Origin of the sequence: Paraburkholderia sp. (genome assembly GCF_024281035.1) — a bacterium.
GTDB lineage: Bacteria > Pseudomonadota > Gammaproteobacteria > Burkholderiales > Burkholderiaceae > Paraburkholderia.
The window spans coordinates 1-14619 of record NZ_JAMXLH010000024.1 but is presented as its reverse complement, the minus strand read 5'-3'; the positions used below and the strand labels follow the sequence as shown (position 1 = coordinate 14619).

13 protein-coding genes are annotated in these 14619 nt (G+C 68.1%); 7 read left to right on the top strand and 6 right to left on the bottom strand.

All coding sequences use genetic code 11. The annotated features are described in order from the left end of the window. Window positions 1-49 precede the first annotated feature (49 nt). The 7 genes from Q0L30_RS07420 (at window position 50) to Q0L30_RS07390 (ending at window position 9297) form a co-directional block, all read left to right on the top strand. Window positions 50-2980, top strand: a complete 2931-nt coding sequence (locus Q0L30_RS07420) for a DUF4118 domain-containing protein (RefSeq protein WP_296653274.1) — start codon at window positions 50-52, stop codon at window positions 2978-2980. Next, window positions 2973-3671: a two-component system response regulator KdpE gene (gene kdpE / locus Q0L30_RS07415; protein ID WP_296653271.1), complete on the top strand. Its 699-nt coding sequence runs from the start codon at window positions 2973-2975 to the stop codon at window positions 3669-3671. Before Q0L30_RS07420 ends, kdpE begins: the two co-directional genes overlap by 8 nt. Window positions 3672-3934: 263 nt before the next feature. After that, window positions 3935-4549: a DUF4126 domain-containing protein gene (locus tag Q0L30_RS07410; protein WP_296653267.1), complete on the top strand. Its 615-nt coding sequence runs from the start codon at window positions 3935-3937 to the stop codon at window positions 4547-4549. A 116-nt stretch (window positions 4550-4665) separates the two neighbouring features. Next, window positions 4666-7209, top strand: coding sequence for an FtsX-like permease family protein (locus Q0L30_RS07405; RefSeq protein ID WP_296653384.1), 2544 nt, complete (start codon window positions 4666-4668; stop codon window positions 7207-7209). Window positions 7210-7346: 137 nt separating this feature from the next. Further along, entirely contained in the window at window positions 7347-7754 is a 408-nt protein-coding gene (locus Q0L30_RS07400) for a group II truncated hemoglobin (RefSeq protein WP_296653265.1), read from the top strand. Between the two features lie 203 nt (window positions 7755-7957). Beyond that, a complete protein-coding gene (locus Q0L30_RS07395) occupies window positions 7958-8692 on the top strand; it encodes an alanyl-tRNA editing protein (protein WP_296653262.1) in 735 nt (244 codons plus the stop codon). Window positions 8693-8700: 8 nt separating this feature from the next. Beyond that, complete coding sequence (locus Q0L30_RS07390) at window positions 8701-9297, top strand: DUF924 family protein (RefSeq protein WP_296653259.1); 597 nt, start codon at window positions 8701-8703, stop codon at window positions 9295-9297. Between the two features lie 69 nt (window positions 9298-9366). On the opposite strand, the gene Q0L30_RS07385 is transcribed toward Q0L30_RS07390, so the two are convergent. The 6 genes from Q0L30_RS07385 to Q0L30_RS07360 form a co-directional block, all read right to left on the bottom strand. Next, window positions 9367-10113, bottom strand: coding sequence for an SDR family oxidoreductase (locus Q0L30_RS07385; RefSeq protein ID WP_296653257.1), 747 nt, complete (start codon window positions 10111-10113; stop codon window positions 9367-9369). Window positions 10114-10141: 28 nt separating this feature from the next. After that, window positions 10142-10726, bottom strand: a complete 585-nt coding sequence (locus Q0L30_RS07380) for a TIGR00730 family Rossman fold protein (protein ID WP_296653255.1) — start codon at window positions 10724-10726, stop codon at window positions 10142-10144. Next, complete coding sequence (locus tag Q0L30_RS07375) at window positions 10723-11478, bottom strand: TetR/AcrR family transcriptional regulator (protein WP_296653252.1); 756 nt, start codon at window positions 11476-11478, stop codon at window positions 10723-10725. Before Q0L30_RS07375 ends, Q0L30_RS07380 begins: the two co-directional genes overlap by 4 nt. A gap of 214 nt (window positions 11479-11692) precedes the next feature. After that, complete coding sequence (locus tag Q0L30_RS07370) at window positions 11693-12286, bottom strand: diacylglycerol kinase (RefSeq protein ID WP_296653249.1); 594 nt, start codon at window positions 12284-12286, stop codon at window positions 11693-11695. Between the two features lie 237 nt (window positions 12287-12523). Continuing rightward, window positions 12524-13555: a glycosyltransferase family 1 protein gene (locus Q0L30_RS07365; RefSeq protein ID WP_296653246.1), complete on the bottom strand. Its 1032-nt coding sequence runs from the start codon at window positions 13553-13555 to the stop codon at window positions 12524-12526. Window positions 13556-13628: 73 nt separating this feature from the next. Further along, window positions 13629-14588, bottom strand: coding sequence for a UDP-2,3-diacylglucosamine diphosphatase (locus Q0L30_RS07360; RefSeq protein WP_296653382.1), 960 nt, complete (start codon window positions 14586-14588; stop codon window positions 13629-13631). Window positions 14589-14619 lie beyond the last annotated feature (31 nt).

Sequence of the window (14619 nt, the reverse complement as noted above, 5' to 3'; positions counted from 1 at the left end):
GCGCGGCACCAGAAGCGCCTGCGGCGCCCATCACGGAGACCCGGTCTGCATGAACCGCCCCGATCCCGACGAACTGCTCGATCGCCTCCAGCGCGACGAGGAAAAACGCCGCCGCGGCAAGCTGAAGATTTTCTTCGGCGCGTCGGCGGGCGTCGGCAAGACCTATGCGATGCTGCAGGCCGCGCGCCGCCGCGCGGAGGAGGGCATCGACGTCGTCGTCGGCATTGTCGAGACGCACGGGCGCAGCGAGACCGCCGCGCTCATCGATGGCTTCGATGTGCTGCCGCGCGCGCAGATCGCCTACCGGGGCCGCCAGATCGCCGAGTTCGATCTCGACGCCGCGCTCGCGCGCAAGCCGCAACTGATCCTCGTCGACGAACTCGCGCATTCGAACGTGCCGGGAGCGCGTCACCTCAAGCGCTGGCAGGACGTCTACGAGCTGCTCGACGCGGGCATCGATGTCTACACGACACTCAATGTCCAGCACCTCGAAAGCCTCAATGACGTGGTCGGTCAGATCACGGGCATCCGCGTCTGGGAGACGGTGCCCGACCGCGTGTTCGACCACGCCGACGAAGTGACGCTTGTCGACCTGCCCGCCGAAGAGCTGCTCGACCGCATGCGCGACGGCAAGGTGTACATGCCCGCGCAGGCCGAGCGGGCGGTGCGCAACTTCTTTCGCAAGGGCAACCTGATCGCGCTGCGCGAACTGGCGCTGCGCCGCACGGCCGACCGCGTCGACGCGCAGATGCGCGAGTACCGCGCCGACCGCTCGATCCAGCACGTCTGGCAGGCGCGCGAGCGGCTGCTCGTGTGCATCGGGCCCGGTCCCGAGGCGAGCGCGCTCGTGCGCGCGGCGGCGCGGCTCGCGACGAGCCTGAAGGCCGACTGGATCGCCGTCTACGTCGAAACGCCGAAACTCCAGCGCCTGCCCGATGCGATTCGCGAACGCACGCTCGGCGCGCTGAAACTCGCCGCCGAGATGGGCGCGGAGACCGTGACGCTCGCGGGCGAGGACGCGGCGACGATGCTCGTGGGTTACGCCCGGCTGCGCAACGTGTCGAAGCTCGTCGCGGGCGGATCGTTGCGGATGGGCATTTCACGCTGGCTGCGCCGGCCGTTCGGCGAGCGGCTCGCCGAAAAGGCGGGCGACGTCGATCTCACGCTCGTGCGCGCCATGGCGGGCGAGGCGGGCACCACGGGCGCCACCGCGCGCGAGTCGCAGGGCGAGGGCGCCGCGGCGCGCGCCGCCAACGCCTGGCGCGACGCGATGGCGGCAACGAGCGGCCACCGCTCGCCGCCGCGCGCCTATGCGGCGGCGCTCGTGATCTGTGCGTGCGTCACGCTGGTCGCGAGCCAGTTGATCGACCGCATCGACCTCACCAATCTCGTCATGCTGTATCTGCTCGGCGTGATCTTCACGGCGACGAAGCTCGGCCGAGGCCCTGGCGTGTTGCTCTCGTTCGCGAGCGTCGCGGCGTTCGACTTCTTCTTCGTGCCGCCGCGCATGTCGCTCTCCGTGACCGATACGCAGTACCTGCTGACCTTCGTCGGCATGTTGCTCACGTCGCTCGTCATCAGCCACCTCACGTCGAGCATGCGCCGCGAAGCGAGTGTCGCGCAGCGGCGTGAGCAGCGCACGGGCGCGATGTACGCGATGGCGCGCGAACTGGCCGCGGCGCTCACGACCGAGCAGATCGTGGCGATCGGCCTGCGCCACGTGAGCGAGGTGTTCGGCGCGCGCGTCGCGATCTTGCTGCCGGACAGCGTGGACAAGGTGCAGCAGAAGATCGAGGAACCCGATCCGCAGATCATGCTCGACGCGGCGCAGCTCGATCTCGACGTGGGCCAGTGGGTCTACGACCAGCAAAAACCCGCTGGCCGCGGCACCGACACGCTGCCCGCGGCGGCTGCGCGCTATCAGCCGCTCAAGGCGCCGATGCGCACGCGCGGCGTGCTCGCCGTCGTCACGCGCGATGCGCGCCAGTTGCAGGTGCCCGAGCAGCAACGCATGTTCGATGCGTTCGCCGCGCAGATCGCGCTTGCGCTGGAGCGCGTGCACTACGTCGATATCGCACGCGACGCGCTCGTCAACATGGAGTCGGAGCGGCTGCGCAATTCGCTCCTGTCGGCCATCTCGCACGATCTGCGCACGCCGCTGACGGCAATCGTCGGGTTCTCGTCGATGCTCGCGCAAAAGCAGGTGCCCGATGCGCCTGCCGACGCGCGCTCGGAGGAACTGATCGACGCGATCCACGACGAGGCGCTGCGCATGACCGGCATCGTCACGAACCTGCTCGACATGGCGCGGCTGCAGGCGGGCAGCCTCAAGCTGAACCGCCAGTGGACGCTGCTCGAAGAGACGGTGGGCGCGGCGCTCGCGGCGTGCCGGCGGGTGCTGGCGCACCATCCGGTGCAGGTGGCGCTCGAAGCCGGGCTGCCGCTCCTGCAGCTCGACGCCGTGCTGATGGAGCGGCTTTTCTCGAATCTGCTCGAAAACGCCGCGAAGTACACGCCGCCCGACACGCCGCTCGCCATCGGCGCGCGCCGCGTGGAGATGGGCGGCCAGCCGTTCGTGCGCGTGACGATCGACGACAGCGGGCCGGGCCTGCCGCCCGGCATGGGCGAACGGGTCTTCGAGAAATTTACGCGCGGCGAGAAGGAGTCGGCGAAGCCGGGCATTGGCCTGGGGCTCGCGATCTGCCGGGCGATTGTCGAGGCGCACGGCGGTACAATCGGCGCCGCGAATCGGATCGATGCCGAAGGCCGCGTGCAAGGCGCATCGTTCTGGTTCGCGCTGCCGGTGGAGTCGCCGCCGCCGCTGCCTGATGATGCCGATACCGATGATGTCGACACCGATGCCGATGAAGGTGTCGAGACCGACGCCGCCGGCGACGAAGCGGCGGCGCAAGCCCCAGCCGCGAACCCAGCCGCGAACCCACCCGCGAAACCAGCCGATTCGAAACCGTCCCATGAGTGATCCGAGCGTCGCCGTTGTTCTGATCGAAGACGAAAAGCAGATTCGCCGCTTCGTGCGCGTGTCGCTGGAGGGCGAGGGGATCGTCGTCCACGACGCCGAGACCGGCAAGCAGGGCCTCGTCGAAGCGGCCACGCGCAAGCCCGATCTCGTGATCGTCGACCTCGGCCTGCCCGATAGCGACGGCCTTGACGTGATCCGCGAACTGCGCGGCTGGAGCGATCTGCCGGTCATCGTGCTGTCGGCGCGCACGCAGGAAAGCGAGAAGGTTGCCGCGCTCGACGCCGGGGCGGACGACTACCTCACGAAGCCGTTCGGCGTCTCCGAACTGCTCGCGCGGATTCGCGCGCATCTGCGGCGGCGCAATCGCGGCGGCGCCAACGAGGCGCCGCAGGTGAGCTTCGGCCCCGTGACCGTCGATCTCGGCCTGCGCACCGTCACGCGCGACGGCGCGCCGGTGCATCTCACGCCCATCGAATACCGGCTGCTCGCCACGCTCGTGCGCGATGCGGGCCGCGTGCTCACGCACCGGCAATTGCTGCGCGAAGTCTGGGGACCGTCGCACGTGGAGAGCAGCCACTATCTGCGGATCTACATGGCGCATCTGCGCCAGAAACTCGAACGCGACCCGGCGCAGCCCGAACATATCGTCACGGAGACCGGCGTCGGCTACCGGCTCGTGGGCGTGCAATGACAGACGACAGTGCTGTGCCGCAACGTGCGTGTCTATAATGAAGCGGTCGTATCGCGAATACTGAACCCCGAATCTCGTATCGCTCCGTACCCCGCCGTACCCTGAAACGCACCGATCATGCACCGCTCATGCACCGATGATGTTCCGGCGATGCGGCAAGCGCCGCCCCCCGAGGGGCCTGGCAGGACCGCGGTACCGGGCGGCGCAGTACTTGCCCAGGCGGTGAGCCGGTGTGTGGCCAACGCCGCTGCGAGGAGGCAGCCATGCTGGAACCACTTTCGCTAGCAGCGGGACTTTCGTGGGGCAGCGGGTTGCGCCTCTACCTCACCGTGCTCATGGCGGGCGTCATGCAGCGCCTCGGCCTGATCCATCTGCCCGACACCCTTTCGATGCTCGCTTCGCCCTGGGTGATCGGCGTCGCCGCCGCGCTTACCCTGCTCGAATTCCTCGCCGACAAGATTCCCGCGTTCGATTCGCTCTGGGACGCGGTTCATACCTTCATTCGCATTCCGGCCGGCGCCGTGCTCGCAGCGGGCGCGATGGGGCACGCCGATCCGGCCGTCCTCACGATTGCCGCGCTCGCGGGCGGCACGCTCGCGGGCACCGCGCATCTCGCCAAGGCCGGTACGCGCGCGCTCATCAACCTGTCGCCGGAGCCGGTCTCGAACGTCGTCACGTCGAGTGCCGAGGACGGCATGACCTTCGTCGGCGTGCTGATGGCATTCTTCGTCCCGATCCTGTTCCTCGTGATGCTGGTGGCGTTCCTGTCCGTGGCCGCCTGGGCGCTGCCGCGGCTGTGGCGCGGCGTGCAGGGCGGCTTTCGCGGCATGGCCATGCACATGGTCTCGCGCCTGTCGTTGCGGAGCCGACACGATTGAGCGGCGCCGCGCGTTCTTCAACTCTCGACAAGCCCGCCCAGGGTAGCAGCGGCAACGGCGGCGGCAGGCCTCGCGCCACGCCCGGCGGTTTCGATCTCGTGCGGCTCGCTGCGCGCATGACGGCGCGCGACTGGCGCGCGGGCGAACTGACGATGCTGCTCGTGGCGCTCGCGCTGGCGGTCGCGGCGCTCGCGAGCGTGGCGTTCCTCGCCGACCGCCTCGAGCGCGGCCTCGAGCGCGATGCGCGGCGCATGATCGCCGCCGATTTCATCGTCCGCGCCGATCATCCCGTCGATCCGATGTTCGCGCACGAAGCGCACTCGCTCGCGCTCTCCACGGCGAGCACGGTCATCTTCCCGAGCATGGTCGGCGCGGCTGGCGCGAACGGGCGGCCGCTCACGCGGCTGGCGGCCGTCAAGGCTGTCTCCGAGGGCTATCCGCTGCGCGGCGCACTGCGTATTGCGTCCACACCCGCGTCCACACCCGCGCCCGCACCCGCGCCCGCGCCCGGCGCGCCCGATCGCGAGGCGCGGGGCATCCCGCCGCCCGGCACGGTCTGGGTCGACGGCGAACTGATGGACGCGCTCAAGCTCCACATCGGCAGCACCGTGAAAGTGGGCGCGAGCAGCTTCACGGTGGGCGCCGTCATCACCCGCGAACTCGACCGCGGCTTTTCGTTCGTCAACTTCTCGCCGCGCCTGATGATGCGCGCCGACGAAGTCGCCGCCACCGGCCTCATCACCTACGGCAGCCGTGTGACGTACCGGCTGCTCGTCGCGGGCGCCGATCCCGCCGTCGCGCAGTTCGCCGCCTGGGCGCATGCGCGCGTCGACGACGGCCAGATGCGCGGCGTCGCCCTCGAATCGCTGCACGACGGCCAGCCGCAGGTGCGCGAGACGCTCGACCGCGCACGCCACTTCCTCACGCTCGTCTCGCTGCTCACCGCGCTGCTTGCGGCGGTCGCAATCGCGATGGCCGCGCACCGCTACACGCGCCGCCATCTCGACAGCTGCGCGGCCATGCGTTGCCTCGGCGCGAGCCAGCGCACGCTCCGGACGCTTTTTATCCTCGAATTCGCAGGGCTCGGGCTCGCGGGCGGCCTGGTGGGCGTCGCGCTCGGTTATGCGGGGCATCTCGCGCTGCTGGCGTGGCTCGGCAATCTCATCAATGTCGTGCTGCCGCGTCCAGGCCTGCTGCCCGCGCTCGAAGGCATCGCGGCGGGGCTCGTGCTGCTGCTCGGCTTCGCGTTGCCGCCGCTCTTGCCGCTCACGCATGTGTCGCCGGTGCGCGTGCTGCGGCGCGAGTGGGGCGAGGCGAGCCGCACGGCATGGGCCGCGTACGGCGTCGGCATCGCGCTTTTCGCCGGACTGCTGATCATCGCGGCGGGCGAGCTGAAGCTCGGCGGCATCGTCGCGGGCGGCTTCGCGCTCGGGCTCGTCGTGTTCGCCGGCATCGCGCGGCTCGCGCTCTGGGGGGCGGCGCGCGTGTCGCGCAGCGGGCGGTTCGGCGCGCTGGTGCGCGCGGGCGTCGGCTGGCGCTATGCGCTGGCGTCGCTGGAGCGTCGTCCGGGCGCGAGTTCGCTGCAGATCACGGCGCTCGCCATCGGTCTCATGTGCCTGCTGCTGATCGCGATGACGCGCAACGACCTGGTGGAAGGCTGGCGCAAATCGACGCCGCCCGATGCGCCGAACGAATTCCTCATCGACATCCAGCCCGGCCAGCATGACGCCGTGGCCGCGTGGCTGCGCTCGCACGGCATTGAGGATGTCGAACTGGCCCCGATGGTGCGCGGGCGGCTCCTGTCGATCAACGGCAAGCCGGTGAACCCCGAGCACTACAAGAGTGCCGACGCGCGGCGGCTCGTCGACCGCGAATTCAACCTCTCGTACACGACGCAGCTGCCCGGCGACAACCGCATTACCGCTGGCGCGTGGTACGGCGACACGACCACGCCGGAGCTATCGATCGAAGCGGGGCTGGCGAAGCTGATCGGCGTGAAGCCCGGCGACGTGCTCAAGTTCGACGTGACGGGCCTCGAAGTGAGCGCGCCGGTTACGAGCGTGCGCAAGCTCGACTGGGGTTCGTTCAAGGTGAACTTCTTCGTGCTGATGCCGCCCGCGCTGCTGCGCGATTTTCCGGCCACCTACATCACGAGCTTCCATCTGGCCGATGCGCAGCGCAGCGTGGTGGATAGCCTCGTGGCTGAGTATCCGAACGTGACGGCAGTCGATATCGCGCCGATTCTCGCGCAGATCCAGCACGTGCTCGAGCAGGTGATCGGCGCCGTGCAGTTTCTGTTTCTTTTCACGCTGGCGGCGGGCGTGCTGGTGCTCTATACGGCGCTCGCGGGCACGCGCGACGAGCGCATGCACGAATCCGCGCTGCTGCGCGCGCTGGGCGCGTCGCACCGGCAGGTGCGTGGGGTGCAGGTGGCCGAGTTCGTCGCCGTGGGCGCACTGGCCGGGCTCATGGCGGCCATCGGCGCACAGGCGGTGGGCTCGGTGCTCGCGACGTACGTGTTCAACTTCTATCTGCCGTTCGATCCGTGGCTCATCCCGGCGGGTATCGCGGCGGGCGTGGCGTGCGCGGGCGTCGGCGGCTGGATCAGCCTGCGGCACGTGCTGGCGCGGCCCGCGCTGCAGTCGCTGCGCGACGCCTGAACGCTGGTAGGGCAGGCCGAGGACGCGGCCAGGTTCGCACCGCAGTGCGGCAGGATGCCGCTGTGCGAGAATCGCAGCCACGGCCCGGTTTAAGCATTGCCGGTCCACGTCCAACGTTATTGCATCCGACTATCCGTATGACCGATCCAGCCGACGAAGCGCCGCAGCAGCCCACGGCCTTCGAACTCATCGGCGGCGAGGCGCGCGTGCGCGAACTCGTCGACCGCTTCTACGACCTGATGGACCTCGAAGCCGACTTCGTGGGCATTCGTGCGATGCATCCGCCCACGCTCGACAGTTCGCGCGACAAGCTCTTCTGGTTCTTGTGCGGCTGGCTCGGCGGCCCCGACCACTATATCGAGCGCTTCGGCCACCCGCGCCTGCGCGCGCGGCATCTGCCGTTCGCGATTGCGTCGTCGGAACGCGACCAGTGGGTGCGCTGCATGGCGTTGGCGATGGAGGACATCGGCGTGGCCGAACCGCTGCGCGAGCGCCTCGTCAGCTCGCTCTTCGATACCGCCGACTGGATGGTCAACCGGCGCTAGCCGGTGAAAGGGCGTCGATGGCGCCGGCTTCGGCGTTGCGATGCGGACGAACAGCGGACGAAAAGCGGACAAAAAGCCGACGACAAGCGGACTGGCCAGCGGACCGGTACAGTCCGGTTCGCGAGGCGCGCAGGCTGGCTTACCGGATGCGCCGGACGCCGCCCATAATGGCGGTTCGACAGAATCAGGAGGAGAGACTCGGCATGACGACTACCCGGGCGTTGTTTCGCGAGGACGCTTATCTGACGCACTGCGACGCGGCAATCGTCGCGGTGGGCGAGGACGGCGTGCGGCTCGACCAGACGGTGTTCTATCCGCTCGGCGGCGGCCAGGCGGGCGACACCGGCGCGCTGGTGCTGGCGGATGGCACGCGCATCGAGATCGCCGACACGCGCAAGGCGAAGTTCGAAGGCGCCACGCCCGACGACGCGCTGCACGTGCCCGCAGCGGGCCAGGAGGCGCTGCTCGCGCGTCTGCGCACGGGCGAGCCGGTGCGGGCGGAAATCGACTGGGGGCGGCGTTACCGGCATATGCGGCTGCACACGGCGAGCCATCTGATGTGCGCGGTGCTGCCGTATGCCGTCGACGGTTGCAGCATCACGGCCGACTACGCGCGCCTCGACTTTGCGACGGTCGAGCCGATCGAGCGCGACATGATCGAGGCGCGGCTCGCCGAGCTGGTGACGGGCGCGCATGCGGTCGCGACCGAATGGATCACCGACGAAGAAATGGCAGCGCGCCCCGAACTCGTGCGCACGATGAGCGTGAAGCCGCCGGTGGGCCTTGGCCGCGTGCGGCTGTTGCGCATCGAGAACGTGGATTTGCAGCCGTGCGGCGGCACGCACGTGCGCAACACGGCGGAGATCGGTGCGCTCGCCGTGGCGAAGCTGGAGAAGAAGAGTGCGCGCACGCGCCGTCTCGTGCTGGCGCTCGCATGACGGCCGCCATGTCTGAAGCACGGAAAGCACCGGACGCTCGGGACGTGCTGGACTTCTGGTTCGGCGAGCCCGGCTCGCCGGAATACGGCACGGCGCGCAAGATGTGGTTCCGCAAGGACGATGCGTTCGATGCGCAGTTGCGCGAGCGCTTCGGCGCGCTGCTCGATGCGGCGTGCGCGGGCGAACTCGACGCCTGGGGCGCGAGCACCGAAGGCGCCCTGGCCCTCGTGATCGTGCTGGACCAGTTCTCGCGCAACAGCTATCGCGGCACGCCGCGGGCGTTTGCCGCCGACGAGCGCGCGCTCGCACTCGCGCGCCAGCTCGTGGCGAGCGGCGCTGACCGCACGCTGCCGACGCACTATCACCGCGTCTTCGCGTATCTGCCGTTCGAGCATGCGGAATCGATGGACGCGCAGCGCGAATCGGTGCGCCTCTTTGGCGAACTGGCTTCGGATCCGGATGGGGAAGGGTATTACGACTACGCCGTGCGGCATGCCGATGTCATTGCACGTTTCGGGCGCTTTCCGCATCGCAACGCGCTGCTGGGCCGCGCGTCGAGCGACGCAGAACTTGCGTTTCTGCGCGAGCCGGGGTCGTCGTTCTAGCTTCGGGCGATTGCTGCGATTGCTGCGATTGCCGCCGGTTGCTGCCGGTCGCTGAGATTGGGGGGCGGCTCAGCGACCGCCGCTCACGTCGAGGAGCGCGCCGGTCACGTACGACGCGGCATCGCTCAACAGCCACACAATCGCTTCGGCCACCTCGTCGGCGCAGCCCGGACGCCCGAGCGGCGTCTGCACGCCGAGCACCGCCGCGCGCTCGGGACGTCCGCCGCTCGCGTGAATGTCGGTGTCGATGAGGCCGGGGCGCACGGCGTTCACGCGCACACCCTGCGGGCCCAGTTCTTTCGCGAGGCCGATCGTCATCGTGTCGATGGCGCCCTTGGACGATGCGTAATCGATGTACTCGTTGGGCGACCCGAGCCGCGCCGCCGCCGACGACACGTTCACAATCGCGCCGCCGTCGCCGCCACGGTCCTTCGACATGCGTCGCGCCGCTTCGCGCGCGCACAGAAACGCGCCGTAGACGTTCACGTCGAACATGCGCGCGAGGCGCTCGGCGCTCATGTCGGCGAGCGGCGACGAAGGCGCGACGATGCCCGCGTTGTTGACGAGCGCGTCGATGCGCCCGTAGGCGCTTTCGAGCGTGTCGAACATCGCGATTACATCGGCTTCGTTCGACACGTCGCCGCGCAGCACGCGCGCGTGGCCGCCCGCGCGACCGACTTCCGCCGCGGTTTCCTGCGCGGCGGGTTCGTTGTGCTGATAGTTGACGCCGACGGTCCAGCCGCGCGCGCCGAGCAGCCGCGCGGTTGCCCGGCCAATGCCGCGGCTCGCGCCAGTGATCAGGACGACCTTGCTCATCAGCGTTTCTCCGTCGCAGTTACGAAAGTCAGACGTTTTCGCGCATGTCGGCCCATTTGTCCGCCGCGGGCGCATGGTAGCGGCCGATCTTCGCGATCAGCGCGGCCGGATCGGTGTCGATCTGGAGCAGATCGAGGTACGTCTGCCGCATGAAGCCTTCGCTCACGGTGTGATTGAGCAGCGCGATGAGCGGATCGTAGAAGCCGTCGATGTTGAGCACGCCGACCGGCTTGTGGTGATAGCCGAGCTGCGCCCACGTGTAGACCTCGAACAGCTCTTCGAGCGTGCCCACGCCGCCCGGGAGCGCGACGAACGCATCGGACAGATCGGCCATCATTTTCTTGCGCTGATGCATGTCGGGCACGACATGCAGCTCGGAGAGGCCTTCGTGGCCGACTTCCTTGTTCAGCAGCAATTCGGGGATCACGCCGATCGCGCGGCCGCCTTCGGCCATCACGGTGTCGGCGATCACGCCCATCAGGCCCACCTTGCCGCCGCCATAGACGAGCCCGAGGTTCGCCGCGACGAGCGCACGGCCGAACGCCTTCGCGGCTGCGGCGTAGACGGGGTTCACGCCGAACGATGACCCGCAATAGACGCAAACTGCTTTCATTCGCTTATATCCTTGTTTTCGTCCGCTTTTTCGTCCGCCTCGGCACCCGTGCCGGCAGCGCCTTCGCGCGGCGGCAGGTAGTCGTAGAACTCGCGCTTGGGCAGCTTGCCCGATACGAGGTCGTCGAAGAGCTGGCGCGCGCGTCCGCGCAGATACGGCGCCATCAGCGAGACGATCTGCACGCTCACCTGGTGCAGCTCGTCGCGAATCGCGCCCTGGTCGTTGTATTTGCGCGGGTTCATCACGAACTGGTACGAGAGCCAGTACGTGGCGATCACGCCGATGTTGGTCGCGGTCACCGCGATCTCGGCGGGCGTCGCCACCATCTCGCCGTCTTCCACGAGCTGCTCGCAGAACTGCTTCGCGAAGTGCACCTTGTGGCTGATGATCTGCTTGAAGTGCATTTCCAGCGTGCGGTTGCGCGCGAGCAGATCGTTCAGGTCGCGGTAGAGAAACCGGTAGCGCCACGTGAAATCGACCATGTACTGCAGGTAGGCCCACATTTCGTCGATGGTGGCGCGATGGTCGTCGGGAAAGCGCAGACGACGGCCGATCTCCTGCTCGAACTGGCTGAAGATGCTGTTGATGATGTCGTCTTTGTTGCGGAAGTGGTAGTACAGGTTGCCTGGACTGATTTCCATTTCCTCGGCGATCGTCGTCGTCGTGACGTTCGGCTCGCCGATTTCGTTGAACAGCTTGAGCGACAACTCGAGAATCCGCTCGCGCGTACGGCGGGGGGGTTTGGCTTCCATGTCGTCCGGCCCTGTGGGTGCCGGGCTTGCGCGCTGCCGTTGGTTTGCCGCTGCGTCAAATGCCCGGACTCGGTTGGTCTCTGATTTGTAAGACTGTCCGGGGATTATAAACCGGCGATCTGGACGGCACGGGCGAGGCCAGCGGCCCGCGGCCCGCGGCTTGACGCGGGCCCGGTGCGTTACGGGTGCGGATGCGCCCGGGAGACGGCGGAACTTACAGCGAGCCGAGCCAGCGCAGGAGCGGCGGACCGAAAAGCGGCACGAGGATCAGTCCCCACGTCATCACGCATACGGCGAGCGCCACGGTGACGGCTGCGCTGCCGAGATCCTTGGCGCGCCGCGAAAGCTCGTTGCGCTCGAGCCCGATGCGGTCGATGGCGTTTTCGATGCTCGAATTAATCAGCTCGACGATCAACACCAGCATGACCGACCCGAGCAGCAGCACGCGCGCCACCGGCTCCACGGGCACGACGATGCCGATCGGCAAGAGAATGGCCGCGAGCGTCAGTTCCTGACGAAACGCGCTTTCCTCGCGGATCGCCACGCGAAAGCCCTCTATCGAGTTCTTCAGCGCATGCCAGGCGCGCGTGATGCCGCGATTGCCCTTGTACGGATTGAACGGGGGCGCAAGCGGATCGTCGGGGCCGAGCGGTTCGCGGGGCTCGTGCGGATCGGCGGGCTCGGCGGCGTCGTGGTATGAGAGCGGCGACTGGGGCGTGTCGTCCAGCGGCGTCGCAATGCGCCGCTGCGGCGCCGTGACGGCCGATGGCTGGGCGGAGCGCGAGGGTGAGGGTGAGCGTAGAGGCATGGCGAGGCGGGTAGGCGCGCCCCTATCGTACGCTTCGTACGCTGTCCGGGGCGCCGTAACGAGCGAGCCCGCCTCAGGCGGGTCCGCTGCGGCGGCAGACGGCGAACCGCTGCGGGCCGCGTGGGGTGCCTGAGGCGCACCGGCAGGCCGGGCTTTCTCGTTGTCGTCGGTCGGCATGCGCACGGTCGATCCGGTTTTCGCTAAACGTCGCTAAACGTTGCCAGGGGCCGGGGCCGCTCAGGCCGTGGCGCTCGATTCGTGCATCGTCGCAGGCGCACGCGGCTTCAGGTGCGACGCGAACTGCTCGGACGCCGCGCGCCAGGAGAAGCGCTCGGCCCATTCGCGTGCCGTCGTGCGGTCGATCTTGAGCGCTTCGAGGCAGGCTTCGCGCAGATCCTCGTTCATCGCGCCCGCCTGGCCCGCGCCGAGCACGTCGATCGGGCCCGTGACCGGATATGCGGCAACCGGCGTACCGCACGCGAGCGCTTCGAGCAGCACGAGGCCGAAGGTGTCAGTGCGGCTCGGAAACACGAATACGTCGGCGGCGGCGTAGACCTTCGCCAGCTCGGGCTGGCTCAGCACGCCGAGGTAGTTCGCCTGCGGGTAGCGCGATTTCAGTTCGGCGAGTGCGGGACCCTCGCCGCAGACCCATTTCGAGCCCGGCAGGTCGAGCTTGAGAAACGCCTCGACGTTCTTTTCCACCGCGACGCGGCCCACATACAGGAAGATCGGCCGCGCGGTGTTCAGGACCTTCGATTCCATCGGCTGGAAGATGTCGAGATCGACGCCGCGCGTCCACAGCACGACGTTCGTGAAGCCGAATTGTTCGAGGTCCGACTTGACGACGGGCGTCGGCGCCATCACCGCGAGCGAGCGCTTGTGGAACCAGTGCAGGAAGCGATACGTCGCCGAAAGCGGAATGCCGAAGCGCGCCTGCACGTATTCGGGAAAGCGCGTGTGATAGGCCGTCGTGAAGGGCAGGTTGTGCTCGATCGCGTAGGCGCGCGCGCCGAGGCCGAGCGGGCCTTCGGTTGCGATATGCAGCGCGTCGGGGCCGAACGCGTCGATGCGCGAGCGCAAATGACGCTTCGGAAACAGCGAAAGGCGGATCTCGGGATAGGTCGGGCACGGGATCGTGCGGAATTCGAGCGGCGTGAGCAGATCGACCTGATGGCCGAGCGCAGTCAGCTCGCGCGTCGTGTTCTTCAGGGTCCTTACCACGCCGTTGACCTGCGGCTCCCATGCATCGGTCACGATCATTACTTTCATTGGTCGTCGGCCTTCGAAATGTCGGTTGGTGTCGTCCGTCGCGGGCGATGCCCGTGTTGTGCGGCTCAGGCGTTCAGGCGCTCACGCGCGCCTTGCGCGTTGTGCGCTGTGCCTGCGGCGCCTGCATGACGGTCCAGTAGATGATGCGCAATTCGCCCTCGAAGGTTTCGACGAGCGCCGAGAGGCTCTCCACCCAGTCGCCGTCGTTGCAGTACAGCATGCCGTCGATGTCGCGGATCTCGGCCTTGTGGATATGACCGCAGACGACGCCGTCGCAGCCGCGGCGGCGCGCTTCGTCGGTCATCACGCGCTCGAACGAGGAGATGAAGTTCACCGCGTTCTTGACCTGATGCTTGAGGTACTGCGAGAGCGACCAGTACTGGAAGCCGAGCTTCGCGCGTACGCGGTTGAACCAGCGGTTGAGCAGCAGGATCAGCGTGTAGGCCGAATCGCCGAGATAGGCGAGCCACTTGGCATGCTGGATCACGCCGTCGAAGAGATCGCCGTGCACGACCCACAGGCGTTTGCCGGTGAGCGTCGTGTGAAAGGCTTCCTCGCGCACGTGGATGTCGCCGAATGCGAGATCGCAGAACTGGCGCGCGCCCTCGTCGTGGTTGCCCGGGATGTAGACCACGTGAGTGCCCTTGCGCGCCTTGCGCAGGACCTTCTGCACGACGTCGTTGTGCGCCTGCGGCCAGTACCAGCCCTTGCGCAGCTGCCAGCCGTCGATGATGTCGCCGACGAGGTACAGGTACTCCGACTCGTTATGGCGCAGGAAGTCGAGCAGATAGTTCGCCTGACAGCCATTGGTGCCGAGATGGATATCGGAGAGCCAGATCGTGCGGTAGCGATGCGGGGTGGGGTGATCGTCGTCGTGCGGGCCGGGAGAGGGGTCGCCTTTTAGAGGCGACTGCGGAGGCAGTGTGGGCGTCGGCAGCGTGGCGGCGCCGTGACCGGGGTGGAAGGCGGCGGGATCGGCGCCCGGACCGGTGGTCTGCCGGAGGAGTGGGGTCGCGGACGTCTTCTGGGCCATGGCACACGCGGCAGGTTGCAATACGCACATT